The sequence below is a fragment of the Inquilinus sp. Marseille-Q2685 genome (genome assembly GCF_916619195.1).
In the GTDB taxonomy this organism is placed as follows: domain Bacteria; phylum Pseudomonadota; class Alphaproteobacteria; order DSM-16000; family Inquilinaceae; genus Inquilinus.
The window spans coordinates 1-26,079 of record NZ_CAKAKL010000008.1 but is presented as its reverse complement, the minus strand read 5'-3'; the positions used below and the strand labels follow the sequence as shown (position 1 = coordinate 26,079).

The 26,079-nt window shown below is 70.0% G+C and carries 26 protein-coding genes; 21 read left to right on the top strand and 5 right to left on the bottom strand.

The genetic code is table 11. The features are described 5' to 3' along the window. Window positions 1–60 precede the first annotated feature (60 nt). A complete protein-coding gene (locus LG391_RS27655; RefSeq protein WP_225771286.1) occupies window positions 61–3,270 on the top strand; it encodes an AsmA-like C-terminal domain-containing protein in 3,210 nt (1,069 codons plus the stop codon). On the opposite strand, the gene ggt is transcribed toward LG391_RS27655, so the two are convergent. The 4 genes from ggt to LG391_RS27635 form a co-directional block, all read right to left on the bottom strand. Beyond that, a complete protein-coding gene (gene ggt / locus LG391_RS27650) occupies window positions 3,271–5,040 on the bottom strand; it encodes a gamma-glutamyltransferase (RefSeq protein ID WP_225771285.1) in 1,770 nt (589 codons plus the stop codon). A 120-nt stretch (window positions 5,041–5,160) separates the two neighbouring features. Continuing rightward, window positions 5,161–6,405 carry a tyrosine--tRNA ligase gene (tyrS, locus tag LG391_RS27645; protein ID WP_225771284.1) on the bottom strand — a complete coding sequence of 415 codons (1,245 nt, stop codon included), beginning with the start codon at window positions 6,403–6,405 and terminating at the stop codon, window positions 5,161–5,163. Between the two features lie 122 nt (window positions 6,406–6,527). Further along, window positions 6,528–7,379, bottom strand: a complete 852-nt coding sequence (locus LG391_RS27640; protein ID WP_225771283.1) for a class I SAM-dependent methyltransferase — start codon at window positions 7,377–7,379, stop codon at window positions 6,528–6,530. Between the two features lie 35 nt (window positions 7,380–7,414). Beyond that, complete coding sequence (locus LG391_RS27635; RefSeq protein ID WP_225771282.1) at window positions 7,415–8,077, bottom strand: alpha/beta hydrolase; 663 nt, start codon at window positions 8,075–8,077, stop codon at window positions 7,415–7,417. Window positions 8,078–8,460: 383 nt separating this feature from the next. Between LG391_RS27635 and LG391_RS27630 the strand changes: the two genes are divergently transcribed. The 12 genes from LG391_RS27630 (at window position 8,461) to LG391_RS27575 (ending at window position 18,758) form a co-directional block, all read left to right on the top strand. Then, window positions 8,461–8,928, top strand: a complete 468-nt coding sequence (locus LG391_RS27630) for an Rrf2 family transcriptional regulator (RefSeq protein WP_225771281.1) — start codon at window positions 8,461–8,463, stop codon at window positions 8,926–8,928. 10 nt (window positions 8,929–8,938) lie between these two features. Continuing rightward, on the top strand, window positions 8,939–10,039 hold the full coding sequence (locus LG391_RS27625; protein WP_225771280.1) for a cysteine desulfurase family protein: 1,101 nt from the start codon (window positions 8,939–8,941) through the stop codon (window positions 10,037–10,039). 82 nt (window positions 10,040–10,121) lie between these two features. Beyond that, a complete protein-coding gene (locus LG391_RS27620) occupies window positions 10,122–10,448 on the top strand; it encodes a ferredoxin family 2Fe-2S iron-sulfur cluster binding protein (protein ID WP_225771279.1) in 327 nt (108 codons plus the stop codon). 234 nt (window positions 10,449–10,682) lie between these two features. Further along, a complete protein-coding gene (sufB, locus tag LG391_RS27615) occupies window positions 10,683–12,137 on the top strand; it encodes a Fe-S cluster assembly protein SufB (protein WP_225771278.1) in 1,455 nt (484 codons plus the stop codon). A gap of 68 nt (window positions 12,138–12,205) precedes the next feature. Beyond that, window positions 12,206–12,970, top strand: coding sequence for a Fe-S cluster assembly ATPase SufC (gene sufC / locus LG391_RS27610; protein ID WP_225771277.1), 765 nt, complete (start codon window positions 12,206–12,208; stop codon window positions 12,968–12,970). Window positions 12,971–12,977: 7 nt separating this feature from the next. Then, on the top strand, window positions 12,978–14,303 hold the full coding sequence (sufD, locus tag LG391_RS27605) for a Fe-S cluster assembly protein SufD (RefSeq protein ID WP_225771276.1): 1,326 nt from the start codon (window positions 12,978–12,980) through the stop codon (window positions 14,301–14,303). Between the two features lie 5 nt (window positions 14,304–14,308). Next, window positions 14,309–15,562, top strand: a complete 1,254-nt coding sequence (locus LG391_RS27600) for a cysteine desulfurase (protein WP_225771275.1) — start codon at window positions 14,309–14,311, stop codon at window positions 15,560–15,562. Window positions 15,563–15,564: 2 nt separating this feature from the next. After that, complete coding sequence (locus tag LG391_RS27595; RefSeq protein ID WP_225771274.1) at window positions 15,565–16,011, top strand: SufE family protein; 447 nt, start codon at window positions 15,565–15,567, stop codon at window positions 16,009–16,011. After that, window positions 16,008–16,445, top strand: a complete 438-nt coding sequence (locus tag LG391_RS27590; protein ID WP_225771273.1) for an iron-sulfur cluster assembly protein — start codon at window positions 16,008–16,010, stop codon at window positions 16,443–16,445. The genes LG391_RS27595 and LG391_RS27590 overlap by 4 nt, the downstream gene beginning before the upstream one ends. Before the next feature lie 235 nt (window positions 16,446–16,680). Beyond that, window positions 16,681–17,061 (top strand): iron-sulfur cluster assembly accessory protein, encoded by a 381-nt coding sequence (locus LG391_RS27585; protein WP_225771272.1) that lies wholly within the window; start codon window positions 16,681–16,683, stop codon window positions 17,059–17,061. Between the two features lie 18 nt (window positions 17,062–17,079). Then, window positions 17,080–18,405: a chloride channel protein gene (locus tag LG391_RS27580; RefSeq protein WP_225771271.1), complete on the top strand. Its 1,326-nt coding sequence runs from the start codon at window positions 17,080–17,082 to the stop codon at window positions 18,403–18,405. Window positions 18,406–18,446: 41 nt separating this feature from the next. Then, window positions 18,447–18,758 (top strand): hypothetical protein, encoded by a 312-nt coding sequence (locus LG391_RS27575; RefSeq protein WP_225771270.1) that lies wholly within the window; start codon window positions 18,447–18,449, stop codon window positions 18,756–18,758. A 105-nt stretch (window positions 18,759–18,863) separates the two neighbouring features. Here the strand turns inward: LG391_RS27575 and LG391_RS27570 are convergent, their stop codons facing one another. Next, on the bottom strand, window positions 18,864–19,250 hold the full coding sequence (locus tag LG391_RS27570; protein WP_225771269.1) for a nuclear transport factor 2 family protein: 387 nt from the start codon (window positions 19,248–19,250) through the stop codon (window positions 18,864–18,866). 189 nt (window positions 19,251–19,439) lie between these two features. On the opposite strand from LG391_RS27570, the gene LG391_RS27565 reads away from it, so the two are divergent. The 8 genes from LG391_RS27565 (at window position 19,440) to LG391_RS27530 (ending at window position 25,804) form a co-directional block, all read left to right on the top strand. Then, window positions 19,440–20,423, top strand: coding sequence for an aliphatic sulfonate ABC transporter substrate-binding protein (locus LG391_RS27565; protein ID WP_225771268.1), 984 nt, complete (start codon window positions 19,440–19,442; stop codon window positions 20,421–20,423). Continuing rightward, window positions 20,420–21,244 (top strand): ABC transporter permease, encoded by an 825-nt coding sequence (locus LG391_RS27560; protein ID WP_225771267.1) that lies wholly within the window; start codon window positions 20,420–20,422, stop codon window positions 21,242–21,244. Before LG391_RS27565 ends, LG391_RS27560 begins: the two co-directional genes overlap by 4 nt. A gap of 2 nt (window positions 21,245–21,246) precedes the next feature. Continuing rightward, window positions 21,247–22,041 (top strand): ABC transporter ATP-binding protein, encoded by a 795-nt coding sequence (locus LG391_RS27555; protein ID WP_225771553.1) that lies wholly within the window; start codon window positions 21,247–21,249, stop codon window positions 22,039–22,041. A 9-nt stretch (window positions 22,042–22,050) separates the two neighbouring features. Next, window positions 22,051–22,560, top strand: a complete 510-nt coding sequence (locus LG391_RS27550; protein ID WP_225771266.1) for an OsmC family protein — start codon at window positions 22,051–22,053, stop codon at window positions 22,558–22,560. Window positions 22,561–22,777: 217 nt separating this feature from the next. Beyond that, the gene (locus LG391_RS27545; protein ID WP_225771265.1) at window positions 22,778–24,376 is read left to right on the top strand and encodes an NAD(P)/FAD-dependent oxidoreductase; all 1,599 of its coding nucleotides are present in this window, start codon (window positions 22,778–22,780) and stop codon (window positions 24,374–24,376) included. 26 nt (window positions 24,377–24,402) lie between these two features. Continuing rightward, window positions 24,403–24,798, top strand: a complete 396-nt coding sequence (locus LG391_RS27540) for a cytochrome c (RefSeq protein ID WP_225771264.1) — start codon at window positions 24,403–24,405, stop codon at window positions 24,796–24,798. Between the two features lie 150 nt (window positions 24,799–24,948). Beyond that, the gene (locus LG391_RS27535; protein ID WP_225771263.1) at window positions 24,949–25,443 is read left to right on the top strand and encodes a RidA family protein; all 495 of its coding nucleotides are present in this window, start codon (window positions 24,949–24,951) and stop codon (window positions 25,441–25,443) included. Between the two features lie 61 nt (window positions 25,444–25,504). Then, window positions 25,505–25,804 (top strand): putative quinol monooxygenase, encoded by a 300-nt coding sequence (locus LG391_RS27530; RefSeq protein WP_225771262.1) that lies wholly within the window; start codon window positions 25,505–25,507, stop codon window positions 25,802–25,804. Window positions 25,805–26,079 lie beyond the last annotated feature (275 nt).

The window sequence follows — 26,079 nt, the reverse complement described above, 5'->3', positions numbered from 1 at the left end:
GGTGCGGGCGCAGCATCGGGGTCCCGCGGGGATGGGTCAAGCGAGGGTGAAACGTTCGGGATGAGGGCGCTGAAGATCCTGGCCGAGATCGTCGGGCTGGCGGTCGCCGGCATCGCCCTCGCGGCCGTCGTGCTGGCGTGGCGCCTGTCCTCCGGGCCGCTGGAGATCGATTTCCTCACCCCCTATGTCGAGCAGGCCCTGTCCGAGCGCGACGTCTCGGTGGAGATCGGCGCGCTGGCCCTGCGCTGGGAGGGCTTCGACCGGCCGGCGGTTCTGGCCGCCCGCGACGTGCGGGTGCGGCAGAAGGACGGCACGCTGATCGCGGTGACGCCGGAAGGGACGGCCGATGTCAGCATGCCGAAGCTGCTGCGCGGCGTGGTGGCGCCGCTGCGGATCGACCTGATCCGTCCGCATCTGCGGGTGATACGGACGGAGGCCGGGGAGTTCAGCTTCGGGCTCGGCGAAAGCGAGGCCGGGGAGGGCGCGGTGTCGACACCGGCCGAAGGGGCGCCGACCCGCGACGTGGTCAAGGATCTGCTGGCGGCGCTCGATGCCCGGATCGGCAGCGAGGACAACCCGATCGCCTCGCTGACCCGTCTGACCGTGGTCGACGGCAGCGTCCGCATCGACGACCGGGTGCTGGGGCGAAGCTGGATCGCGCCCAGGGCGTCGGCCGACCTGCGCCGCAGCGCGACCGGCGTCGACGGCCAGGCGTCGCTGTCGGTCGTCTCCGGCGACCGGATGGCGCAGTTCGGCGGCGAGATCCGCTATCAGCGGGCCAGCCGCAGCACCCGGGCGACGGTCACCTTCGCCAACGTCATCCCGGCGGCGCTGACCCGGATCTCGCCGGTGCTGGCGCCGCTGGAGGCGATCGAGAGCCCGGTGTCCGGCCGGCTCGAGGCCGATTTCGATTCCAACTTCCGGGCGACGACCGGCCGGTTCTCGCTGACCAGCATCGAGACCCGGCTCAAGCTGCCGCCCCTGTGGACCGGGTCGTTCGGCGCCGCCCGCACCAGCCTGTCGGGTTCGGTCGACCTGCCGAAGCGGCGCCTGACGCTCGACGATTTCAGCATCGACCTCGGCGGGCCGAAGATCTCCCTGTCCGGCCAGGTCGACGCGGTCGGCGACACGATCGAGGCGATCATGGCCGGCGCCGTCACCGACCTGCCGGTCGACCTGCTGGACAGCCTGTGGCCGCCAGGCGTGCCCAGCGGCGCCCGCGACTGGATCACCACCAACCTGCATGACGGCGTCATCGATCGTACCGAATTCAGCCTGCACGCCCGGGCCCCGGTCGCCGATCCGGAAGCGGTGACCCTGGTCGCGGCCGACGGCACGATCCAGGCGCGCGACATGACGGTGCACTATTTCGACGGGCTGCCGCCGATCACCGGCCTGAACGCCGCCGCCAGCTTCAACCAGTCGACCATGCGCATCGCCACGGGCGGCGGGCACCTGCAGGACATCGCGCTGCAGCCCTCCGACATCACCATCACCGGCCTCGACCTGAAGGACCAGGTGATCGACATCGACGCCCGCGTCGAAGGCCCGGTGAAGACGATCATGTCCGTGCTCGACCTGCCGCGGCTCGGCTACGCCAGGAAGGTCGGGCTGGTGCCCGACCGAATGTCCGGGCGGGCGGCGGCGCGGCTGCGCTTCGGCTTCTCGCTGCTCGCCGACCTGCCGTTCGAGGCGGTCCGCATGGGGGTCGAGGGCACGCTCGACAACGTCGGCATCGCCCAGGCCAAGCCGGGCTACGACCTGGCCGGCGCCGATGCCAGGCTGACGCTCGACAAGTCGGGGATGACCCTGGAGGGCAAGGCCCAGCTCAACACCGTTCCGGTCGCCTTCTCCTGGCGCGAGGCGTTCGACGATTCGGCGGTAGAGACCAGGCTCTCGGCCCAGGCGATCCTGACGCCGGCGGCGCGGGAGGCGCTGAAGATCCCGGCGGTCGGGCCGGTCGAAGGCACTATCGGCGCCGATCTCGATCTCGCCAAGCGGTCCGGCGGGGCGACGACGCTCGACGCCAGGCTCGATCTCACCGACGCCCGGATCGCGATCGACCCGATCGGCTGGGTCAAGCCCGCGGGCGGCAGGGCCGATGCGACGGTCAGCCTGGCCCTGGCCGGCGACCGCATCGCCAGGATCCCGCAGTTCAGCGTCTCGGGGGGCGACGTCACCGCTTCCGGCAGCGCCGACTTCGCCCGCGACGGCTCGCTGGCGCAGCTCAGCATCGCCTCGTTCCGGCAGGGCCCGAACGACGTCAAGGGCCAGGTCGAGGTGCTGGGGCCGGACAGCTACCGCCTGGCGCTCACGGGATCGCATCTCGACGTCTCCGGCATCCTGGAGCAGCGGCGCGCCGCGGGGCAGGGCAAGGCGGATGCCGAGGGCGGTCCTGCCGCCGATCCGGCCCCCGGCCCCCGGATCGACGTCACCTTCGATGTCGGGGAGCTGTCCCTGGGCGACAAGCGCTCGCTCAAGGCGGTGCACGGGCGGGCGATCGGCCGCACCACCAACCTGCAGGACGTCACCCTGGCGGCGCAGCTGCCGGGCGGGCGGCCGATCGATCTGCGCCTGACGCCGCAGCAGGGCCAGCCGGACCGGCAGATCCTGACCCTGCGCAGCGAGGATGCGGGGGAAGCGCTGCGCGTCCTCGACATCGCCGACAACATCACCGGCGGCAGCCTGCTGGCCACCGGCACCCGCAACGGCGTCACCGGCGCGATCGAGGGCCAGTTCGACGCCCGCAGCTTCGTGCTGCACGATGCGCCGGGCATGGCGCGGCTCCTGGCCGCCACCTCGCCCTCCGGGCTGCAGGACCTGTTCGGCACCAGCGGGCTGACCTTCAACCGGCTCGATGCCGACTTCACCTATGCCGCGGCGCAGCGGCGGATCACGCTGAAGCAGGGGCGGGGGGCCGGCGGCGACCTCGGCCTGGCCTTCGACGGCGTGATCGACCTCCGGGCCGAGACCATCGACCTCGCCGGCACCATCGTGCCGATCTACCACATCAACAGCGTGATCAGCGCGATCCCGCTGATCGGCGACATCCTGACCGGCGGCGAGGGCGGCGGGCTGTTCGCCTTCACCTACACGATCCGCGGCTCCTTCGCCGACCCGTCGGTCTCGGTCAACCCGCTGTCGGTGCTGGCGCCGGGCTTCCTGCGGCGCCTGTTCTTCGAGGAGACGCCGTCCACCGGGGACGGCACGCCGCGGCCGGCGGCACCGCAGCCGCAGCGGCCGCCGCGCGACCGCGGCAGCGACCGGTAGCTATTCGCCCACAGCTAGCCCGGCCGGGCGGCGGTTGTCATTGGCGCCGTAGACGAAGCCGGGCAGCATCTTGCCGCCGAAGGCCCGGTCGTTGCCGGAGGAGGCGGCGCCGGATGCGGCCGTGGCGGCCGCGGGCTGCAGCGCGATCAGCTCGGCCGCGCCCCAGGGCGACTGCACCGTCACCTTGTGGCCCATCTGCTCCAAGAGCTTCACGGTGTCGGGCGACAGGGCGCGGGGCTCGGCAAAGACCTCGTCCGGCAGCCACTGGTGGTGGATGCGCGGCGCATCCACCGCCTCCTGCGGCGCCATGCCGAAATCGATCATGTTGAGCGCCGCCTGCAGCGTGATGGTGATGATGCGCGCCCCGCCCGGGCTGCCCAGCACCAGCGCGATCTCGCCGTCTTTGGTCACCAGCGTCGGCGCCATCGAGGACAGGGGGCGCTTGCCCGGCGCGATCGCGTTGGCCTTGCCCTGGACCAGGCCGAACAGGTTCGGCACGCCGGGCTTAACCGTGAAGTCGTCCATCTCGTCGTTGAGCAGGAAGCCGGTGCCGGGCGCGATCACCCCGGCGCCGAACAGCCCGTTGATGGTGTAGGTGACCGAGACCGCGTTGCCGTCCTTGTCGACCACCGAGTAGTGCGTCGTTTCCGGCTTCTCATGCGGCGGAACCCCGGGCTGCACCTCCTTCGACGGCGTCGCCTTGTCCGGCAGGATCTTCGTCCGGATCCGGGCCGCGTAGTCCTTGCTCAGCAGCCGGTCGAGCGGGTTCTTCACGAAGGCCGGATCGCCGAGATAGGTGTTGCGGTCCATATAGGCGTGGCGCATCGCCTCGACCATCAGATGCACACCGGCGGCGGAATGCCAGCCCAGCGCCTTCAGGTCGTAGCCTTCCAGGATGTTCAGGATCTCGCACATCGTCGTGCCGCCGGAGGAGGGCGGCGGCGAGGAGACGAAGACGTAGCCGCGATAGCTGCAGGTGACGGGATCCGTCTCGGTCACGGTGTAGGCGGCGAAGTCCTGCGCGGTCATGATGCCGCCGCCGGCCTTCATCGCCGCCTCGACCTTCTGCGCGATCGCGCCCTTGTAGAAGGCGTCGGGCCCGCCCTTGGCGATCGCCTCCAGCGTGTCGGCGAGGTCCGCCTGCACCAGCCGGTCGCCCGGCTTGAACGGCGAGCCGTCGGGGCGGAAGAAGATCTTCGACGCCACCGGATCCTTCTTCAGCAGGGCGGCGCCGGCGTCGAGGATGTCGGTGTCGCCGCGGGTCAGGATGAAGCCCTCCCGCGCCAGCCTGATGGCGGGCGCCATCACCGTCTCCCGCGGCAGGGTCCCGTAGCGCTGCAGGGCGGTGTCGAGGCCCAACACGCTGCCCGGCACGCCGACGGCGAGATAGCCGTACAGGCTGGCGCCCTTGATCGGATTGCCCTGGGCGTCGAGATACATGGTCTCGGTCGCGGCCGCCGGCGCGGTCTCGCGGAAGTTCAGGAAGGTGTCGCGCTTCTCGCGGGCCAGGTGGATCACCATGAAGCCGCCGCCGCCGATATTGGCGCAGCAGGGGTTGGTGACCGCCTGGGCGTAGCCGGTCGCGACCGCGGCGTCGACGGCGTTGCCGCCGGCCCGCAGGATCTCGGCCCCGGCCTCGGAGGCGAGGTGCTGCGACGACACCACCATGCCGTCCGGCGCCTCGACCGCGGGCGGTGACGCGGCCTGTGCCCCGGTCGCGCCCAGCGCGCAGGCCGCCACCGCCAACCATGCCCATGCATGCCGGATCATCATGCCCCTCCTGTCTGACTGGCCGCGCGGTCTTCGCGGCGCGGGCGAGAGGAGGTCATGCTGCCCGGAGCTGTGATCCGCCGCAATGGTGGCACTTTGCTACCATTGCGAGATCCGTCCTCAGGCTGGCCGCACCAGAGCGTGCTTCTTGCGCCCGGCGGACAGCTTGATCACCCCGTCGGCGCCGATGTCGCGGTCGCTGATCGGCTGCTCCGGATCGGCGATGGCGACGTCGTTGACGCGGCCGCCGCCGCCCTGGATCAGCCGCCGCGCCTCGCCGTTCGAGGCAGCGAGGCCGGCCCGGGCGAACAGACGGAACGCCTGGATGCCGGCCGCAAGCTCGGCCTGCGGCACGTCGATCGAGGGCAGGCCCTCGGCCGATACTCCCTGCTCGAAGGCCTGGCGGGCGGTCTCGGCCGCACCCTCGGCCTTGTCGCGGCCGTGCACCAGGGCGGTCGCCTCGGTCGCCAGGATCTTCTTGGCCTCGTTGATCTCGGCCCCGCCCAGCGCCGCCAGCCGCTCGATCTCGTCCAGCGGCAGCTCGGTGAACAGCTTCAGGAACCGGCCGACATCGGCGTCCTCAGTGTTCCGCCAGTACTGCCAGTAGTCGTAGACCGGCAGCCGCTCCTCGTTCAGCCAGACGGCGCCGGCTGCGGTCTTGCCCATCTTGGCGCCGGAGGAGGTCGTCAGCAGCGGCGAGGTCAGGCCGTACAGCTCCCGCCCGGCGATGCGGCGGGCCAGGTCGATGCCGTTGACGATGTTGCCCCACTGGTCCGACCCGCCCATCTGCAGCACGCAGTCGTGCCGGCGCGCCAGCTCCAGGAAATCGTAGCCCTGCAGGATCATGTAGTTGAATTCGAGGAAGGTCAGCGGCTGCTCGCGGTCCAGCCGCAGCTTCACCGAATCGAAGGTCAGCATGCGGTTGATGGTGAAGTGCCGTCCGACCTCGCGCAGGAACGGGATGTAGGCCAGGCCGTCCAGCCAGTCGGCATTGTTGGCCATGATCGCGCCGCGCTCGAAGTCGAGGAAGCGCGAGAACACCCGGCGGATCGAGGCGATGTTGGCGTCGATGGTGGCGTCGTCGAGCAACGGCCGCGCATCGTCGCGGAAGGACGGGTCGCCGATCTTGGTGGTGCCGCCGCCCATCAGCGCGATGGGCCGGCCGCCGGTCTTCTGCAGCCAGCGCAGCATCATGATCTGCACCAGGTGCCCGACATGCAGGCTGTCGGCGGTGGCGTCGTAGCCGATATAGGCGGTGACCGCTCCCTTGGCCGCCAGGGCGTCCAGGCCCTCGGCATCCGTCACCTGATGGATGAAGCCGCGCGCCTCGAGGGTGCGCAGGAAGTCGGAGCGGAATCCGGTCATGATCGTCGACTGCTTGTCGGAAGTGTCTGTTTTGTCTGTCGGCCCTGACTGACAGAACCGACAAAGGGGCTGTAGCACGAGCGCCGCCCGTGCCTCAAACCGAACTTCCCCGGCTCGGCGCCTCACGCCGTGGCGGTGACGATCCAGGCTGCCGTATCCAGCAGCACGCCGTCGGCGGTCTGGTGCGGCGCCAGCGCCTCGCGCACCGCGGCGGCGACGACCTCCCGCTTGTCCTCGTGCTCACGCAGCAGCGCGCCGACCGGGCCGCTGCGCAGCACCAGGGCGAGGGTCTGCTCCAGGTCCCCGACCCCGGCCTTGGTGTCGAAGGGCGTGACCGCGATCCCCGAGAACCCGGCGCGGCCGAGGATGTCGCGGATCCGGCCGGGATCGGCGAAGGCGAAGGCGCCCGGCGCGCCCGGGACCGGGGGTGGCGGCGCCGGCAGGTGGCGCAGCGCCGCGGTCAGCGACACCGTCGCCCAGCCGTTCTCGGCCATGCTGCGCCAGCAGACGAAGGCGAGGCGCCCGCCCGGCCGCAGCGCGCCGTGCAGGTTGCCGAAGGCGGCGACCGGATCGTCGAAGAACATTACGCCGAAGCGCGAGAACAGCCCGTCATAGCCGGCCGGCTCGATGCGGGCGGTCTGGGCGTCGGCCTCGACGAAGCGGACATTGTCCAGCCCGGCCTCGGCGGCGCGGCGCCGGGCCAGGCCGAGCATGGGGGCGGAGATGTCCAGGCCGAGCACCTCTCCGCCGGGGGCGACCCGCCGCGCCAGCTCCAGAGTGCTGCCGCCGCTGCCGCAGCCGATGTCGAGCAGCCTTTCGCCCGCCGCGGGTGCCAACGCCTCGACCGTCTGCCGGCTGAACGGCGCGGTCATGCGGTCGAGCTGCGCCTGCATCTCGACCCAGACCGATCCTCCGGCCTCGTTCCAATAGGCGATCTGGTCGGCGTTCGGAGTCCCGGCTTCGTTCGTGGCCATGCTCGATCCCCCCGGTCCGGCCCGAGGCCGGCGGTTCAGTCCGCGGCCTGCGGCGGCGCCAGCTTCACCGACTTGGTCAGGTAGTCGTCGATATGCGCCAGCAGCTGGTCGTTGTGCAGCGTGAAGAAGTGGTTCGCCCCCGGGATCAGCCGGTAGTCGATCTTGATGTCCTTCTGCTGCGACAGCTTGTTGACCAGCTTCTGCACCGCGTCATGCGGCACCAGGTCGTCCTTGTCGCCCTGGACGATCAGGCCGGAGGAAGGGCAGGGCGCCAGGAAGGTGAAGTCGTATTTGTTCGCCGGCGGCGCGATCGAGATGAAGCCGTCGATCTCCGGCCGGCGCATCAGGAGCTGCATGCCGATCCAGGCGCCGAAGGAGAAGCCGCCGACCCAGCAGGCCTCGGCGTTCGGGTTCAGCGCCTGCAGCCAGTCCAGCGCCGAGGCGGCGTCGGACAGCTCGCCCTCGCCGCGGTCGTGCACGCCCTGGCTGCGGCCGACGCCGCGGAAGTTGAAGCGCAGCACGGTGAATTCGTGCTTCTTGAACGCCTGATACAGCGTGTGGACGATCTTGTTGAACATCGTCCCGCCGCCCAGCGGATCGGGATGCAGCAAGAGGGCGATCGGCGCATTGGTGCGCTTGCTCGGGGTATAGCGGCCTTCGAGGCGTCCCTCGGACCCGTTGAAGATGACGTCCGGCATCGGCCGTTAAGCTCCTCGAGATGGCGACGGGGCGGACCGGATCACCGGTGCGGCGTCTTGCGGTGCCGCCTGGCGGCGCGGTGGGGCGGCTTTCTTGACCATTGCACTCGGATATCTATATCTAAGCGGTCACTCCCCCTGCCACGACGCGGACCGTGCCGGCCACCCGCCGTCAACACGATCCACGCGAAATGTTCGTATAGCATCGGGACGGCCTTCGTGTTCAAGGGTCTTGATCGAGGCATGCCGAACCGGCCAGGGCCGAGAAGCGCGGATTGCGCTGCGGGCCGGGCCGTCGCAGGCGACGAAGATCCGGTCCACGGCGCGGGCAGATGTTGTCATTCCGGTCCGGCGGGCAGGTCGGGCCGTTGGGGGCGCAGAAGATGCGTTTGAGCACCAAGGGACGCTACGCCGTCATGGCGATGGTCGACCTGGCGCGGCACGGGGCTGATGGTCCTGTGGCGCTCGCCGACATCGCGCTGCGCCAGGAAATCTCCCTGCCGTATCTGGAGCAGCTCTTCGCCAAGCTCCGCCGCGGCGGTCTGGTCCGCAGCGTGCGCGGCCCCGGCGGTGGCTATCTCATGGCCCGGCCCTGCGGCACGGTCCGGATCTCCGACATCATCTTCGCGGTGGACGAGCCGATCCAGGCGACACGCTGCGAGAAGCACAGCCCGCTCGGCTGCCACAGCGACAAGAGCCGCTGCCTGACCCACGATCTGTGGGAGGAACTGGGCAACCAGATCCATCTCTACCTGTCCTCGGTCACGGTCGAGGACGTGGTCAACCGCCGGGTGCTCGGCTCCAGCCATCTGTTCCCCGCCGGGCAGGGCGTGACCGTCGCCGCCGAATGAGGCGGGCGCCGTGAGCTCCGCCGTGTATCTCGACCACAACGCCACCGCGCCGCTGCGGCCGGAGGCGCGTGAGGCCATGGCCGCGGCGCTTGATGCCGTCGGCAATCCGTCCTCGGTGCACCGTTTCGGCCGCGAGGCCCGGCGCCTGGTCGAGGCTGGGCGCGCCCAGGTCGCCGCCCTGGTCGGCGTCGCCCCGGCCCAGATCGTCTTCACCGGCGGCGCCACCGAGGCCAACGCCCTGGCGCTCGGTGGCCTCGGCCGGCGCCGGGTCCTGGTCTCCGCCATCGAGCATGACAGCGCCCTGGCCTGGGCCACGGAGCGGATCCCGGTCGGCGGCGACGGCCGGGTCGATCTCGACGCGCTGGACCGGATGATGGCGAACGGGGCAGAGCCCGCGATCGTTTCGGTGATGGCCGTGAACAACGAGACCGGCGTGATCCAGCCGGTGGCCGAGGCCGCCGCCATCGCCCGCCGCCACGGCGCGCTGGTGCATTGCGACGCAGTCCAGGCCGCCGGCCGGATCGCGCTGCCCGCGGTCGGGGGCGAGGTCGACGCCCTCAGCCTCTCCGCCCACAAGCTGGGCGGGCCGCAGGGCATCGGCGCCCTGGTGCTGCGCGACGGGCTGCCGCTGGCGCCGCTGCTGCGCGGCGGGGCGCAGGAGGGCCGGCGTCGCGCCGGCACCGAGAACGTCGCCGGCATCGCCGGCTTCGGTGCCGCTGCCGCGGCCGTGGCCGGCCGGGCCGACCAGCCGCGGATCGCGGCGCTGCGCGACGACCTCGAACGGAAACTCGCGGCCGAAGGCGCCGTGGTGCTGGGCGCGGGCGCGCCGCGCGTCGCCAACACCAGCTGCGTCGCCATGCCCGGCGTCACCGCCGAGACCCAGGTCGCGGCGCTCGATCTCGCCGGGATCGCGGTCAGCGCCGGCTCGGCCTGCAGTTCCGGCAAGGTCCGGCGCAGCCATGTGCTGGAGGCGATGGGCCTGCCGGCCGAGCTGGCCGAGAGCGCCATCCGCATCAGCCTGGGGCCCGGGACCGATGCCGCGGCGATCGACCGCTGCGCCGCCGCCTGGGTCGATCTGGCCCGGCGGAGGCGCAGCCGTGCGGTGGCCTGAATGGAGGCATGAGGTTTCGCCGGTTGCCGCCCGCCCGCGGCTTTCGTAGAACACCACGTTTTCGAGCAGGAGCAGGGCCGGAATGCCCAGGATCATCTTCATCGAGCCGGACGGGAACCGGCGCGAGATCGACGCCCCGGCGGGGCTTTCGATCATGGAGATCGCGCATAAATACGACGTCGATCTGGAGGGCGCCTGCGAGGGCTCGCTGGCCTGCTCGACCTGCCATGTGATCGTCGAGCCGGAATGGTACGACCGGCTGCTGCCGGCGCGGGAGGACGAGGAGGACATGCTCGACCTCGCCTGGGGCCTGACCAAGACCTCGCGCCTCGGCTGCCAGATCATCATGAGCGACGAGCTCGACGGGCTGACGGTGCGGCTGCCGTCCGGCACCAACAACATGATGTGATGCAAGGGGACCCGGCATGAGCGAGCCGCATGCCGGGGTCCAGCGGAGCGCGGCTGAGAACGACTCTCGCAGTCGGGTTTTCGCTGGCATTCGCCGTCGAAACGCCTATCTATTGGCGTGAGAAGGGCGGCGGCACAGGCCTCCCAAGGGGCGACCTTTGGGGTCTTCCGCATCGGAGTACCCGACTAGCCAACTCGGTTAATCGGTTCTGGCACAGGGGTTGAGGAGCGAGGCATGGCGGCAGTCCAGGAGACGGTCCGGCAGGTCGAAGAGATCACGAACAGCCGCTACAAGCACGGCTTTGTCTCGGCCATCGAGATGGAGACGGCACCGAAGGGGCTGACCGAGGAGACCGTCCGCTTCATCTCCGCCAAGAAGAACGAGCCCGAATGGCTCCTGGAATGGCGGCTGCGCGCCTTCCGGCTGTGGCAGACGATGGAGGAGCCGCACTGGGCGCGGATCAGCCACCCGCCGATCGACTACCAGGACGCCTACTACTACGCCGCGCCGAAGAAGAAGCCGAAGCTCGGCAGCCTGGACGAGGTCGACCCCGACGTCCTGGCGGTCTACGAGAAGCTCGGCATCCCGCTGCGCGAGCAGGAGCGCCTGGCGGGCGTCGCCGTCGACGCCGTGTTCGACAGCGTCTCCGTGGTCACCACCTTCAAGGAGCAGCTGGAGAAGGTCGGCGTGATCTTCTGCTCGATCTCCGAGGCGGTGCAGCGCTACCCGGAGCTGGTGCGCCAGTATCTCGGTTCGGTGGTGCCTTATTCCGACAACTACTTCGCCACGCTGAACTCCGCCGTCTTCACCGACGGGTCGTTCGTCTATATCCCCAAGGGCGTGCGCTGCCCGATGGAGCTGTCGACCTATTTCCGCATCAATGCGGAGAATACGGGCCAGTTCGAACGCACCCTGATCATCGCCGACGACGCTAGCTACGTCTCGTACCTGGAAGGCTGCACCGCGCCGCAGCGCGACGAAAACCAGCTGCACGCCGCGGTGGTCGAGCTGGTGGCGCTGGATGACGCCGAGATCAAGTACTCCACCGTCCAGAACTGGTATCCGGGCGACGAGGAGGGCAGGGGCGGCATCTACAACTTCGTCACCAAGCGCGCCGCCTGCCGCGGCCGCAACTCCAAGGTCAGCTGGACCCAGGTCGAGACCGGCTCGGCCATCACCTGGAAGTACCCGAGCTGCATCCTGCAGGGCGACAACTCGGTCGGCGAGTTCTACTCGGTGGCGATCACCAACAACCGCCAGCAGGCCGACACCGGCACCAAGATGATCCATATCGGGAAGAACACCAGCTCCCGGATCATCTCCAAGGGCATCTCCGCCGGGAAGTCGGACAACACCTATCGCGGCCTGGTGCGGATCCTGCCGGGCGCCGAGGGCGCGCGCAACTTCACCCAGTGCGACAGCCTGCTGATCGGCGACAAGTGCGGCGCCCACACTGTGCCGTACATCGAAAGCCGCAACCCGACGGCGCAGGTGGAGCACGAGGCGACCACCAGCAAGGTCAGCGAGGACGTCCTCTTCTACTGCCGCCAGCGCGGCATCGGCGAGGAGGAGGCGCTGGGCCTGATCGTCAACGGCTTCTGCCGCGAGGTGCTGCAGGCGCTGCCGATGGAGTTCGCGGTCGAGGCCCAGAAGCTGGTCGGCATCAGCCTGGAAGGCTCGGTCGGTTAAGGACATGCCGCCTCGGTGCGGCTTCGCGAATTTGAGGAAGGCCGCGTGAAGCGGCGAGGGAACGCGGAATGCTGGAGATCAAGGACCTTCACGTCGCCGTCGACGGCAAGGAGATTCTGAAGGGTGTGTCGCTTTCCCTGAACAAGGGCGAGATCCACGCCATCATGGGGCCGAACGGCTCCGGCAAGTCGACGCTCAGCTACGTTATCGCCGGCCGCGACGGCTACGAGGTCACCGGCGGATCGATCACCTTCAACGGCGAGGACCTGCTGGCGATGGAGCCGGAGGAGCGGTCGCGCGCCGGCCTGTTCCTGGCCTTCCAGTACCCGCTCGAGGTCGCCGGCGTCGGCACCGTCACCTTCCTGCGCACCGCCTACAACGCCCACCGCAAGCATCGCGGCGAGGCCGAGCTGGACCCGATGCAGTTCACCAAGCTGCTGCGCGAGAAGGCCAAGGGCCTCGGTATCGATGCCGAGATGCTGAAGCGTTCGGTCAATGTCGGCTTCTCCGGCGGCGAGAAGAAGCGCAACGAGGCGCTGCAGATGGCGCTGCTGGAGCCCGGCCTCGCGGTGCTGGACGAGACCGACAGCGGCCTCGACATCGACGCGCTGAAGGTGGTGGCGGAGAGCGTGAACAAGCTGCGCTCGCCCGACCGGGCCTTCCTGGTGATCACCCACTATCAGCGCCTGCTCGGCTACATCGTCCCCGACCACGTCCATATCCTGGCCGACGGCCGGATCGTCCGGTCCGGCGGCAAGGAGCTGGCGCTGGAGCTGGAGGAGAAGGGCTACGCCGGCGTGGTTCCTTCCGCCATTGGGCCGGCAGCCGCGTGAGGCAGAGATGAGCGAAGCGATCTCGCCCGTCGTCGCCGCCCAGCGCGAGCGTTTCTCCGCCAGCCGGTCGGCGCTGCCCGGCGTCGGCCGCAGCGCCATCGCCCGCCGCCGCGAGGCGGGGATGGCCCGGTTCGAGAGCCTGGGCCTGCCTACGCGCAAGCAGGAGGCCTGGAAGTACACCGACCTGCGGCGGCTGGAGAAGCTGGGCCTGAACGGCGCCACCGCGCCGGCCGAGGCGGCGCTGCCGGAGGCGCTGCGCGCCTTCGTGCCGGTCCAGGGCCCGTCCATGGTCTTCGTCAACGGCCGGCTGCGCCGGGAGCTGTCGCATCTCGACGGCCTGCCCAAGGGCCTGCGCCTCGACGGCTACGCCGCGGCGCTGGAGGCCGGCGACGCCGAGGTCGAATCCCGCTTCGCCGCGGCCGCCGACGCGGCATCGCTGGTCGAGCTGAACACCGCCCTGGTCGAGGACGGCGCGGTGCTGCGCATCGCCCCCGGTGCCGTGATCGAGGCGCCGGTCCGTCTGGTGTTCCTGACCGCGCCCGGCGCCGTGGCGGTGGCCAGCCACCCCCGCATCCTGGTCCTGGCCGGTCCCGACAGCCAGGCGACGCTGATCGAGGCCTATCACGGCACCGACGGCACCGGCTATTTCACCAATGCGGTGGTCGAGGCCGAGATCGGCGACGGCGCCCGGCTGCGCCACTACCGCCGGCAGAGCGAGGGGCTGAATGCGGTGCATCTGCTGAACGGCAGCGCCACGATCGGCCGCGACGCCACCTATGACAGCTTCACCCTCAGCCTCGGCGCCGACCTGGCGCGGACCGAGGTGGTCGCGACCTTCACCGGCCGCGGCGGCAACGGCCATGTCACCGGCGCCTATCTGTCAGACGGCACCCGCCACATCGACACCACCACCCTGATCGACCACGCCGTGCCGGACTGCCGGTCGCGCGAGGTATTCAAGGGCGTGCTGGACGGCAAGGGCAGGGGCGTCTTCCAGGGCAAGATCATCGTCCGCCGCGACGCCCAGCGCACCGACGGCTACCAGCTGAACCGGGCGCTGATGCTGTCGAAGACGGCCGAGATCGACAGCAAGCCCGAGCTCGAGATCTACGCCGACGACGTCAAGTGCAGCCACGGCGCCACGGTCGGCGAGATCGATGCCGAGGCGCTGTTCTACCTGCGCGCCCGCGGCATCGACGAGCGCACGGCCCGGGCCATGCTGGTCGAAGCCTTCCTGCGCGAGGCGCTGGAGGAGGTCGCCGACGAGGCTGTGCGCGAGGAGTTCGAGGCCGCGGTCGGGCTGTGGCTCGCCGCGCGGCATCAGGAGGGTTAGGTCCCATGGACACGCGGCTGCACACGAGCGGCATCAACGCCTATGACGTGAACGCCGTCCGGGCGGATTTCCCGATCCTGTCCCGCACCGTCTACGGCAAGCCGCTGGTCTATCTCGACAACGCCGCCTCGGCGCAGAAGCCGCGCTCGGTGATCGACGCCGAGAGCCGCGTCTACGAAGAGGAATACGCCAACGTCCATCGCGGGCTGCACTATCTCAGCGGTGCCGCGACCGATGCCTTCGAGGCGACGCGCGAGGCGGTGAAGCGCTTCATCAACGCCGCCTCGATCAAGGAGATCGTCTACACCCGCGGCACCACCGAGGCGATCAACCTGGTGGCCCAGAGCTACGGCCGCGCCTTCCTCAAGGAGGGCGACGAGATCATCGTCTCGGTGCTGGAGCACCACTCCAACATCGTGCCGTGGCAACTGCTGGCGCAGGAGAAGGGGCTGGTCCTCAAGGTCGCCCCGATCGACGACGACGGCAACTTCCTGCTCGACGAGTTCGAGCGCCTGCTGTCGCCGCGGACCAGGCTGGTCTCGGTCACCTACATGTCGAACGCGCTCGGCACCATCGTCCCGGTCAAGGCGGTGATCGAGCGGGCGCATGCGGTCGGCGCCAAGGTGCTGCTCGACGCGGCCCAGGCGATCACCCACATGCCGGTCGACGTGCAGGACCTCGGCTGCGACTTCCTGGCCTTCTCCGGCCACAAGCTGTACGGCCCGACCGGCATCGGCATCCTCTACGGCCGTGAGGATCTCCTGGAGGCGATGCCGCCCTGGCAGGGCGGCGGCGAGATGATCCGCACCGTCAGCTTCTCCGGCACCACCTTCGCCGACCTGCCGGCCAAGTTCGAGGCCGGCACCCCGGCCATCGCCCAGACCATCGCGCTGAAGGCGGCGATCGACTACGTCACCGCGCTCGGCCTCGACACCATCGCGGCGCATGAGCGCGAGCTGATGGACTACGGGGTCGAGCGGCTGTCGCGCGTGCCGGGCCTGACCATCGTCGGCCGGGCGCGGGAGCGCGCCTCGATCATCTCCTTCGCCATGGACTGCGCCCATCCGCACGACATCGGCACCATCATCGACCAAGCCGGCGTCGCCGTGCGGGCCGGCCACCACTGCGCCCAGCCGCTGATGGAGCGGCTGCGGCTGCCGGCGACGGCCCGCGCCTCCTTCGCCCTCTACAACACCAAGGCCGAGATCGACGTGATGGCCGAGGCGCTGGGCAAGGTGGTCAAGCTGTTCGGGAAATGACCATGCAGGCCAGGCTGTCCCAGGAAGAGCTGGAGGAGAACTTCTCCCTCCTCGACGATTGGGAGGAGCGCTACGCCTACATCATCAGCCTGGGCGACGCGCTGCCGCCGTTCCCGGAGGCCGAGCGCGTCGAGGCCAACAAGGTGCATGGCTGCCAGAGCCAGGTCTGGCTGATCGCCCGGCCCGAGGACCAGGCGCCGGACCACATCGTGTTCCAGGGCGACAGCGACGCCCGCATCGTCAAGGGGCTGATCGCCATCGTCACCGGCGTGTTCTCCGGCCGCCGGCCGGAGGAGGTGGCGGACATGGATCTGCGCGGCCTGTTCAACCGGCTCGGCCTCGACACTCATCTGACCAGCGGTCGCCGCAACGGCCTGGCGTCGATGGTCGAACGGATCAAGGAGATCGCGCGGCGCCACATCGCTGCGCGGGAGGCGACATCATCATGACCCGGCCCGCCTATTTCCCCGATGACGGCCTCGGCCTGAACGACTTCATGCGCGCCGGCACGCTGGACGTGCCGGAGCCGGACTGGATCCACGTCCGCACGCCGCTGTCGAAGGTCGAGGTTCCGCTCGACGTCGAGGCGACCCGCTCCGCCATCCTCGACAACCTGACCCTGGTGTTCGACCCGGAGCTGCCGGTCAACATCGTCGAACTCGGGCTGATCTACCGGGTCGAGGTGTCGCCGGAGGGCAAGGCCGAGATCGACATGACCCTGACCGCGCCGAACTGCCCGGTGGCGGGCTCGATGCCCGCGATCGTGGAGAAGGGCGTGCTGGCCGTGCCGGGCGTGACCGAGGCCAAGGTCAACCTGACCTGGGATCCGCCCTGGTCGATCGAGCGCGCCAGCGAGGACGCCCGGCTGGCGCTCGGGATGTAGGAGCCGTCTTCAGCCGGTCTTCCAGCCTCCTCCATTGTCATCCTCGGGCTTGACCCGAGGATCCAGGGGCAGCCGGAGCGGCTCTCGGTGGCCCCCTGGATTGCCGGGTCAAGCCCGGCAATGACAGAAAAATGGGAAGGGAGGGCGCCGGGGAACGTCTGCGTTGCAACCGCAGGCCGTTGAAGTCTTTTCCGGATCGGCCCATCTTGTGGGTCGAGGACAAGAGGTGAACAGGATGCGCGCTCTACCGCCGCCGATTTCCCTGACCGACCGCGCCGCCGACCGCGTGCGCGAGCTGATCGCGAAGTCGCCGAAGCCGATCATCGGCCTGCGGGTCGGGGTCAAGGCGCGCGGCTGCTCCGGCCTCAGCTACTTCATGGAATACGCCGAGGAGCGGAAGAAGTTCGAGGACGTGGTCGAGAGCAAGGGCGTCACCGTCCTGATCGACCCCTCGGCGATCATGTTCCTGCTCGGCACCGAGATGGACTACGTCCAGGAAGAGTTCGGCGCCCGCTTCGTGTTCAACAACCCGAACGAGGTCGACCGCTGCGGCTGCGGCGAGAGCTTCCGGGTCGCCCAGCCCGAGGGCAAGGAACCGGCCCCGGCCGGCGCGTAGCGCCGTCCGGCCGCCGCCATGGCTCATTCAGCCGGCGACGCGCCGGACCTGAGACCCAGAACCCTCCGCCGCCTGCTGTCGCCGCCGCGTTTGCGGCGGCTTCTTCGTTTCGCCGTCGGCGGCATCCTGGTCGGCTGCATGGCCGTCGCCTTCGCCGAGGCCGCGGACGAGGCGCAGAGCCTGTTCTTTCGGCTGACCGACGGCCGGCTGTGGCTGGCGCCGATCCTGGGCGCCATCGGCTTCGGCGTCTCGGCCCTGGCGGCGCAGCGGCTGTTCCCGGCGGCGCCCGGCAGCGGCATCCCGCAATGCATCGCGGCGATGCGCCGGCCGCTGGAGCTGGTGCCGAGCCAGCTGAACGCCCGCACCGGCATCGGCAAGATCCTGCTGTGCCTGTTCGGCCTCGCCTGCGGCGCCTCGATCGGGCGCGAGGGCCCGACCGTGCAGGTCGGCGCCGTGATCCTGGCCAGCCTGACGCCGCGCGCCAACCCGGCGCGGCTGCGGCGGGTGATCACCGCGGGCGGCGCGGCCGGGCTGGCCGGCGCCTTCAACACGCCGCTCGCCGGCATCGTCTTCGCGCTGGAGGAACTGGCCGCCGGCTTCGACATCCGCAACCGCATGGCGGTGCTGGCCGCGATCTTCCTGTCTTCGGCCGTCGCCATCGCATTGCTCGGCGACTACACCTATTTCGGCCGGCATCCGCTCGACTTCACCGCGGGGGCGATTCCGGTCTTCCTGATCGTGGCGCTGCTCGCCGGCATCCTCGGCGGCCTGTTCGGCCGCTGCGTCCTGGTGCTGACTAGGCTGCTGCCGCGGCTGTTCGCCCGGTTCGGCCGCTGGTCGGTGCTGGCCGCCGCCGCCAGCTGCGGCCTCCTGGCTGGGCTGATCGGCCTGGCCGCCGGCGGCGCCACCTTCGGCACCGGCTACGAACCGACGCGGCTGGCGCTGGAGGGCGGGCACGGCCTGGCCTGGTGGTTCTTCCCGGCCAAGTTCGCCGCCACCGCCCTGGCCTCCTCGGCCGGCATCCCGGGCGGCCTGTTCGCGCCCTCGCTCTCGGTCGGCGCCGGCTTCGGCGCGATCTTCGTCCCCCTGGTGGGCCCGGACCTGGTGCCGTCGCTGATGCTGGTGGGCATGGCCGCCTATCTGACCGGCGTCACCCATTCCCCGGTCACGGCCCTGGTGCTGTTGGCGGAGATGACGGGCGAATCCCGCGGCCTCGCCATCCTGATCCCGGCCGTCGGCCTGGCCTGGGCCGGGTCGCGGCTGGTGCTGCGGCACGGGTTGTATCATTTGTTGGCCGAGCGAATTCTTGCGCGAGCCGGCTGGAATCCTTCGGCGACAACCTGATATCGTCTCCCGCAAAGGAAAAAACACCTTCGGGGGTTCAGGTGAGATACGGTCTTCCGGCGCTGATCGCGCTGGCGCTTCTCGGCTGCACGCAGAAACCGCCGGCCGAGACGCCCGTCGTGCTGTCGCGGACGGTGACGGTGAACGGCCTCGACATCGGCGTGACCCGGCTGACGCAGTCGACCTGGGGCGCCTGGCTGGTGGGACCGAGCCTGATCGGCCCGTCCCAGGCCAAGGTCCGGGCCGCCGAGCGCAAGGCGATCGAGCAGGTGTCGGCCTGCAAGGTGACCAAGGTCACGCCGGGCGACAATCCGATGCGGGCGGAGTATGTCGAGCTGACGGTGGCGTGTTGAAGGCGGGGCCCACGAGCAGGTTGAGTTCGCAATCGCGAACCCGACATCCCGCCACCGGCGCTGCTGCGCGATGTCGGGTTCGCCGGGGCGAACCCGCCTGCGGGATCACCCGGTCGGTAGCTTCAGCTCGTAGCGCTCGGTCCAGCGGCTGCGGTCGTAGGGCGGCTCGCCGGCATCGGCGAACACTTCCACCGCCTCCGTGATCTGGCCGTCGCGCAGGCGGTACAGCGAGACCGCGTGCACGATGTCGTTGCCGTTGGTGATCAGCACGCGGGAGACCGCCCGTTCTCCCGCCTCGATCAGCTCCTGCAGGTGGCAGCGCCAGCGGCCGGGATAGTTGGCGTTGAGGGCGATGAACGCGTCGGCGCCACGGATCCGCTCGCAGGTCTGCGGCCAATCCGCCACGAAGTCATCGGACAGCAAACCCAGGGCGCGGGCCCAGTCGCGCGCATCGAAGGCACGCCACAGGGCGGCGACAGCGTGGTCGTCCATGGCATTTCGGTAAAACTGTTCCCAATTTGTTCATTATGCCCAAGCGAGACGGTGCTGTCGAGGGGGCTGGATGGACTAATTCCTCTCGTAAATTAATGCATTTGACATAGCTGGTTTCCAAAATATTGTATTTGATCCAACAATCAACTGGCCAGGATCGTAGATCCTGCTGGCCGAGAGGACCCGACCATGACCATCCTGTCGCGCCGCCTGCTGCTGGCCGGTACGTTCGTTGCCGCCGCTCTCGCTCCGGCGCTCGGCCGGGCCGCCGATCCGGTCTCCGCCGTCACCCTCGACTGGGCCTACTACAATCCGGTCAGCCTGGTGCTGAAGGAGAAGGGCTGGCTGGAGGAGGCGCTGAAGCCGCAAGGCGTGTCGGTCACCTGGGTGCAGAGCGCCGGCAGCAACAAGGCGATCGAGTTCCTGAACTCCGGCAGCGTCCAGTTCGGCTCCACCGCCGGCGCCGCGGCCCTGCTGGCGCGGATCAACGGCAGCCCGATCAAGGCGGTCTACTCCTACTCCCGGCCGGAATGGACGGCGCTGGTGACCAATGGCGACAGCCCGGTCCGGTCGGTCGAGGATCTCAAGGGCAGGCGCGTGGCCGTCACCCGCGGCACCGATCCCTACATCTTCCTGCTGCGCGCCCTGGCCGATCACGGCCTGACCGAGCAGGACATCGAGGTGGTGCTGCTGCAGCACGCCGACGGCCGCAACGCCCTGATCGGGCATCAGGTCGACGCCTGGGCCGGGCTCGACCCGATGATGGCGCAGGCGGAGCTGGAGCAGGGGGCGCGGCTGTTCTACCGCAAGCCCGACCTGAACACCTATGGCGTGCTGAACGTGAACGAGCAGTTCGCGGCCGACCACCCGGAGATCGTCGAGGCGGTGATCCGCGCCTATGAGCAGGCGCGCACCTACGCCCTGGCCCATCCGGACGAGCTGCGCGCCGCCCTGGTCCAGGCCGCGGGCCTGACCGACGCGGTGGCGGCGAAGCAGCTGGAGCGCACCGACCTCTCCGGCCCGGCGATCGATGCGCCGAAGCGCGACACCATCCTGAACGCCGGCCTGGCGCTGCAGAAGGCGGGGGTGATCGATGCCGGGGTCGATGTCGCGGCCACGGTCGATGCGCTGCTCGACGCCCGTTTCAAGACCGCGCTGGCCGCCCGGCCATGACCAGCCTCGATCCCGCCGTCGGAGCCGCTCGCCGCGAGCCCCGCTCGGCCGGCGCGTTCGGCACCGTCGCGGTCGGGCTGATCCTGCCGGTCGGGCTTGCCCTGGGCTGGGAGGTGCTGGCGGCGCTGGGGCTGGTCTCGACCCGACTGCTGCCGCCGCCCTCGCAGATCCTGCGCACGCTGGGCGACCTGGCGGCGCGCGGCGTGCTGCTCGACCATGTGCTGGCGACGCTGTGGCGGGTGTGGTGGGGCTTCCTGCTGGGCGCGGCCGCCGGCACGGCACTGGGCGCCGCCACCGGCGTGTGGCCGCTGGCGCGCCGCCTGCTGGACCCCAGCATCCAGGCGCTGCGCAGCATCCCGTCGATCGCCTGGACGCCGCTGTTCATCCTGTGGTTCGGCATCTTCGAGACGCCGAAGGTGCTGCTGATCGCGGTCGGCGTGTTCTTCCCGGTCTACCTGACCCTGGCCGGCGCCATCGCCTCGGTCGACCGCAAGCTGGTCGAGGTCGGGCGGATCTACCGCTTCGGCACCTGGGACCTGGTGCGCCGGATCCTGCTGCCGGCGGCGCTGCCGACCTACATCACCGGGCTGCGCGGCGGGCTCGGCCTCGGCTGGATGTTCGTGGTGGCGGCGGAGTTCATGGGCGCCAGCAAGGGCCTGGGCTACCTGCTGGTCGACGGCCAGATGACCGGCCGCCCGGCCACCATCCTGGCCTCGATCCTGCTGTTCGCCGTGCTCGGCAAGCTTAGCGACCTGGCCCTGGCCGCGCTCGGCGCCCGGCTGGTGCGCTGGCAGGACGGCTTCCGTCCGGAAGGGGCGTGACCATGCTGTCGCTGCAGGGTGTCGCCAAGCGCTATCCGAACGGGCTGGACGCCCTCGCCGGTATCGATCTGGAGGTGGAGGCCGGCGCCGTCGTCGCCGTGGTCGGCGCCAGCGGCTGCGGCAAGAGCACGTTGTTGCGCCTGATCGCGGGGCTGGAGCGGGTTTCGGCCGGCACGCTCTCGGTCGCCGGCCATCCGGTGGACGGGCCGGGCGAGGATGTCGGCGTGGTGTTCCAGGAACCGCGGCTGATGCCCTGGCTCACCGTCGAGGCCAATGTCCGCTTCGGCCTTGGCCGGCTGCCCCGGGCCGAGGCGGCGCGGCTGGCGGCCGACGCGATCGCCCGGGTCGGGCTGGCCGGTTTCGCCGATGCCTGGCCGCGCCAGCTCTCCGGCGGCATGGCCCAGCGCGTCGCCATCGCCCGGGCCCTGGTGGCCCGGCCCAAGGTGCTGCTGCTGGACGAGCCGTTCAGCGCGCTCGACACCTTCACCCGGCGCGACCTGCACCGGCACCTGCTGGAGATCCGGGACTGGCTCCAGCCGACCCTGGTGCTGGTGACGCACGACATCGACGAGGCGCTGGCCCTGGCCGACCGCGTGGTGGTGCTGGCCGGCCGCCCGGGCCGGATCTCGGCCGACATCGCCGTGCCGGTGCCGCGGGCGGAGCGGGACGGGACGCCGGGGCTGCTGCGGCTGCGCGAGGCCGTGCTATCCTCGCTGGTGCCGCCGCGGGATGCTGCGGCCGGCCGCGATGCGGGCGCCGCAGGGGCCCGGGCTTCGGCCGTGCCCGTCACGATCTGAGAGACGACGATGGATGCCGAGACGCTGCGCGCCCTGCAGGCGCCGCTGAAGGACAAGTATCGCGAGGCGCCGGACGCCGCCCTGATCACCCTGCGCGCCAAGGGCCGGCTGGGCGAGGAGGGGGTGACCTGCAAGGTCGAGACCGGCCGCGCCCTGGCCGAGGCCGGTCTGCATCCGGCGACCGGCGGCGACGGCCTGTCGCTGTGCTCCGGCGACATGCTGCTGGAGGCGCTGGTGGCCTGCGCCGGCGTCACGCTGAAGGCGGTGGCTACCGCGCTGAACCTGCCGATCACCGGCGGCACCGTCTCGGCCGAAGGCGACCTCGACTTCCGCGGCACGCTCGGCGTGGCCAAGGATGCGCCGGTCGGCTTCCGCGCCATCCGCCTGCGCTTTGCCGTCGAAGGCGACCTGACCGAGGAGCAGCGCGCCACCCTGCTGAAGCTGACCGAGCGCTACTGCGTCGTCTACCAGACGCTGCGCCAGCCGGCCGAGTTCACGGTCGATCTGGTGAATGCTTGAATTCTTGGCTGATTTGCCAAAAATTCGACACGAATCCTTGAATTGAGCTTTGCCTAATATTTGCCTTGTCCGGTGCCGAAGCGAAAGGCACCGGATGGGAGGCTGATCGGCCGCTACGGCGCCGGAGACGCGGCTTTCCCGTTCTGGCATCGTTCTTGCTGCTGTCGTCATCCGCGGCCGGATCGCTCCGCCGCGACTGTCGAAGGGGCAAGTACCGATGGAAGAGGAACAGGGAGACGGCGTCAGCCGCCGCGGCCTGCTGTCGCTGATCGGGATGGCGGCGGGCAGCGCCGCGATGTACCAGGCGATGACCAGCCTCGGCCTGGCGGCGGAGTCCGGCTACAAGGGGCCGGTCGATCTCAGCGGCGATCCCAGGGGCGCCTCGGTGCTGGTGCTCGGCGCCGGCCTGGCCGGGCTGACCGCGGCGTTGGAGCTGCGCCAGGCCGGCTACAAGGTCCAGGTGCTGGAGTTCAACGACCGGCCGGGCGGGCGGAACTGGACCCTGCGCGGCGGCGACCGCTACACCGAGCTCGGCGGCGCCACCCAGGCCTGCGGCTTCGACCAGGGCCTGTACCTCAACCCCGGTCCCTGGCGCATCCCGTACCACCATCACGGCGTGCTGGCCTATTGCCGCCGCCTCGGCGTGGCGCTGGAGCCGTTCCAGCAGCTCAACCACAACGCCCTGCTGCACAACAGCAAGGGGTTCGGCGGCAAGCCGCAGCGCATCCGCGAGATCAAGACCGACTTCCAGGGCCATGTCTCCGAGCTGCTGGCCAAGGCGACGCAGCAGGGCAAGCTGGACGAGGCGGTGTCGAAGGAGGATCGCGAGATCCTGCTGCAGGCGCTGAAGGCCTGGGGCGCCCTCGACAAGGACTATGCCTACAAGGCGGGCGAGGCCTCGGCCGAGTTCCGCGGCTACCGGAAGGACGCCGGCGGCGGGCTAGGGGCTGAGCCGGTGCCGGGCGAGCCGATCGGCCTGTCCGAGATCCTGTCCTCGCGGCTGTGGCGCAGCCTGCAGAGCTTCGCCCTCTACGAGTTCCAGACCACGATGTTCCAGCCGGTCGGCGGCATGGACATGATCGGCAAGGCCTTCGCCGCGCAGCTCGGCGGGCTGATCCGGTACAACTCGAAGGTGACCCGGATCCAGCAGGGCGAGGCCGGGGTCACCGTGACCTATGAGGACACCAAGAGCCCCGGCAGCGCGCTGCAGGCCAAGGCCGACTGGTGCGTCTGCACCATCCCGCTCACCGTGCTCAGCCAGATCCCGACCGATGTCGGGCCGAAGATGCAGGCGGCGATCGAGGCCGTGCCCTATGCCTCCTCGGTCAAGGTCGGGCTGCAGTTCAAGCGCCGCTTCTGGGAGGAGGACGAGGCGATCTTCGGCGGCATCAGCTACACCGACCTGCCGATCCGCCAGATCTCCTATCCCAGCACCGGCTACAATCTCGGCGGCAAGGGCGTGCTGCTCGGCGCCTACAGCTGGAACGGGCCGAACTCCTACGAGTTCACGGCCATGGACCCGGCCGAGCGGGTGCGCCGCGCGGTCGAATACGGCAAGCAGATCCACCCGCAATACGAGACGGAGTTCGAGACCGGCATCTCCGTGGCCTGGCACCGGGTGCCCTTCACCCTGGGCTGCGCCGGCGACTGGACCGACGAGGCGCGGGCGCAGCACTACGACAACCTGTGCCAGATCGACGGCCGCATCGTGCTGGCCGGCGAGCACGCCTCCTACATCCCGGCCTGGCAGGAGGGGGCGATCCTCTCGGCGCTGGATGCGATCGGGCGGCTGCACCGCCGGGTGATCGCCGCATGACCGCCCTGTCGATGAGGAGCCTCGCCATGATCGTCCGTCCCGCGGCCGCGATCCTGTTCGCCCTGCTGCCGGCTGCGGCCGGCGCCCAGGACGCCCCGTCGCCGATGCTCAGCCCGGCTTCGGCCTTCGCCGAGGCCGACGGCGCCGCGCTGTTCGCCAATGTCTGCCAGGCCTGCCACATGCCGGCGGGGCAGGGGGCGGCCGGCGCGGGCCACTATCCGGCCCTGGCGAAGAACGCCAATCTCGAGACCGGGGCCTACCCCGTCTATGTCGTCGTCCACGGCCTGAAGGGCATGCCGCCGGTCGGGAAGATGATGACCGACGACCAGGTCGCTGCGGTGGTGAACTACCTGCGCACCCATTTCGGCAATGCCTATGCCGACCCGGTGACGGCGAAGGACGTCGCCGACGCCCGAAATTGACGCGCCATTCCAACCCGTCACGGCGAGGAGGTGAAGCCGACGTGGCCATCCAGCGGCACCGGCCCATGGATGGCCACGCCCCTTCGGGGCTCGCCATGACGGGTTGGGTTTGATTTCAGTCCGTATGAAACGCACAAGGGGGAACCAGAAATGAAGACGATGACGGCAGCGATCGGCCTCGCGGCGATGCTGGCGGCCGGCGGGGCGGCCGCGCAGGACGTGGTCCGCCACAGGATCCCGAACTCCGACTTCCCGATCGCCCGGGCAGTGGAGATCCCGGCCGGCAAGACCACGGTCTATGTCAGCGGCGCGGTGCCGCCGGTGGCCGATCCGAATGCGGCCAAGAACTCGGTCGCCGCCTATGGCGACACCAAGACGCAGACCGTCGCGGTGCTGACATCGATCGAGAAGACCCTGAAGGACCTCGGCCTCGGCCTCGGCGACGTGGTGAAGATGCAGGTCTTCCTGGTCGGCGACCCGGCCAAGGACGGGAAGATGGACTTCGCCGGCTTCATGGAAGGCTACCGCCAGTTCTACGGCACGGCGGAGCAGCCGAACCTCCCGGCGCGCTCGGCCATGCAGGTCGCCGCCCTGGTCAATCCCGGCTACCTGGTCGAGATCGAGGTCACCGCCGTGCGGCCATAGCGAGGGCTGGCGGTCCGGCGGGTCGGGGCGATAAGATCGGACAAAACGACGGAGTCTCGACGTGATCCATGTCATCGCCCTGCTCACCGCCAAACCGGGGAAGCGCGCCGCCTTGCTGGAGGAGTTCCGGAAGATCATCCCGGAGGTCCATGCCGAGCAGGGCTGCATCGAATACGGGCCCGCGGTGGATGCCGAGGGCAGCCCCGACCGCTTTGGCGACGACACCTTCGTCGTGGTCGAGAAGTGGGAGAGCCCGGAGGCGCTGAAGGCGCATTCCGCCGCCCCGCACATGAAGGCCTATGGCGAGCGCACCAAGGACCTGATCGCCGACCGGGCCATTCACGTCCTGACTCCTGCCTGACACCCGGCAGGCCCGCCCATCCATCACCGTCATGGCGAGCCCCGAAGGGGCGTGGCCATCCATATGTGGACGGCCCCCTGCCTGCAAGGCATTCGGGCGAGGGCTGGGAGCGGATCGCTTGCATCCATATGTCCGGCCTGTTGAGTGCGTCGCGAGGACCGCTGGCCAAGATGATATCCACGGCGGGAGACCCAGACAGGGGCGAGACGTCGAGGCGCCACTGGATGGCACGGAGTGTCTCCCGCTTTGGATCGATCGATCCCAATCATCTGCTC

What these genes read in the sequence shown, in the direction of transcription:
- LG391_RS27640 (WP_225771283.1), bottom strand. Translation starts at nt 7,379, where the DNA reads ATGGCCACGAACGAAGCCGGGACTCCGAACGCCGACCAGATCGCCTAT.
- LG391_RS27600 (WP_225771275.1), top strand. Translation starts at nt 14,309, where the DNA reads ATGGACACGCGGCTGCACACGAGCGGCATCAACGCCTATGACGTGAAC.
- ggt (WP_225771285.1), bottom strand. Translation starts at nt 5,040, where the DNA reads ATGATCCGGCATGCATGGGCATGGTTGGCGGTGGCGGCCTGCGCGCTG.
- sufD (WP_225771276.1), top strand. Translation starts at nt 12,978, where the DNA reads ATGAGCGAAGCGATCTCGCCCGTCGTCGCCGCCCAGCGCGAGCGTTTC.
- LG391_RS27560 (WP_225771267.1), top strand. Translation starts at nt 20,420, where the DNA reads ATGACCAGCCTCGATCCCGCCGTCGGAGCCGCTCGCCGCGAGCCCCGC.
- LG391_RS27655 (WP_225771286.1), top strand. Translation starts at nt 61, where the DNA reads ATGAGGGCGCTGAAGATCCTGGCCGAGATCGTCGGGCTGGCGGTCGCC.
- LG391_RS27620 (WP_225771279.1), top strand. Translation starts at nt 10,122, where the DNA reads ATGCCCAGGATCATCTTCATCGAGCCGGACGGGAACCGGCGCGAGATC.
- LG391_RS27585 (WP_225771272.1), top strand. Translation starts at nt 16,681, where the DNA reads ATGCGCGCTCTACCGCCGCCGATTTCCCTGACCGACCGCGCCGCCGAC.
- LG391_RS27545 (WP_225771265.1), top strand. Translation starts at nt 22,778, where the DNA reads ATGGAAGAGGAACAGGGAGACGGCGTCAGCCGCCGCGGCCTGCTGTCG.
- LG391_RS27630 (WP_225771281.1), top strand. Translation starts at nt 8,461, where the DNA reads ATGCGTTTGAGCACCAAGGGACGCTACGCCGTCATGGCGATGGTCGAC.
- LG391_RS27565 (WP_225771268.1), top strand. Translation starts at nt 19,440, where the DNA reads ATGACCATCCTGTCGCGCCGCCTGCTGCTGGCCGGTACGTTCGTTGCC.
- sufC (WP_225771277.1), top strand. Translation starts at nt 12,206, where the DNA reads ATGCTGGAGATCAAGGACCTTCACGTCGCCGTCGACGGCAAGGAGATT.
- LG391_RS27540 (WP_225771264.1), top strand. Translation starts at nt 24,403, where the DNA reads ATGATCGTCCGTCCCGCGGCCGCGATCCTGTTCGCCCTGCTGCCGGCT.
- LG391_RS27550 (WP_225771266.1), top strand. Translation starts at nt 22,051, where the DNA reads ATGGATGCCGAGACGCTGCGCGCCCTGCAGGCGCCGCTGAAGGACAAG.
- LG391_RS27590 (WP_225771273.1), top strand. Translation starts at nt 16,008, where the DNA reads ATGACCCGGCCCGCCTATTTCCCCGATGACGGCCTCGGCCTGAACGAC.
- LG391_RS27580 (WP_225771271.1), top strand. Translation starts at nt 17,080, where the DNA reads ATGGCTCATTCAGCCGGCGACGCGCCGGACCTGAGACCCAGAACCCTC.
- LG391_RS27595 (WP_225771274.1), top strand. Translation starts at nt 15,565, where the DNA reads ATGCAGGCCAGGCTGTCCCAGGAAGAGCTGGAGGAGAACTTCTCCCTC.
- LG391_RS27570 (WP_225771269.1), bottom strand. Translation starts at nt 19,250, where the DNA reads ATGGACGACCACGCTGTCGCCGCCCTGTGGCGTGCCTTCGATGCGCGC.
- LG391_RS27635 (WP_225771282.1), bottom strand. Translation starts at nt 8,077, where the DNA reads ATGCCGGACGTCATCTTCAACGGGTCCGAGGGACGCCTCGAAGGCCGC.
- sufB (WP_225771278.1), top strand. Translation starts at nt 10,683, where the DNA reads ATGGCGGCAGTCCAGGAGACGGTCCGGCAGGTCGAAGAGATCACGAAC.
- LG391_RS27535 (WP_225771263.1), top strand. Translation starts at nt 24,949, where the DNA reads ATGAAGACGATGACGGCAGCGATCGGCCTCGCGGCGATGCTGGCGGCC.
- LG391_RS27555 (WP_225771553.1), top strand. Translation starts at nt 21,247, where the DNA reads ATGCTGTCGCTGCAGGGTGTCGCCAAGCGCTATCCGAACGGGCTGGAC.
- tyrS (WP_225771284.1), bottom strand. Translation starts at nt 6,405, where the DNA reads ATGACCGGATTCCGCTCCGACTTCCTGCGCACCCTCGAGGCGCGCGGC.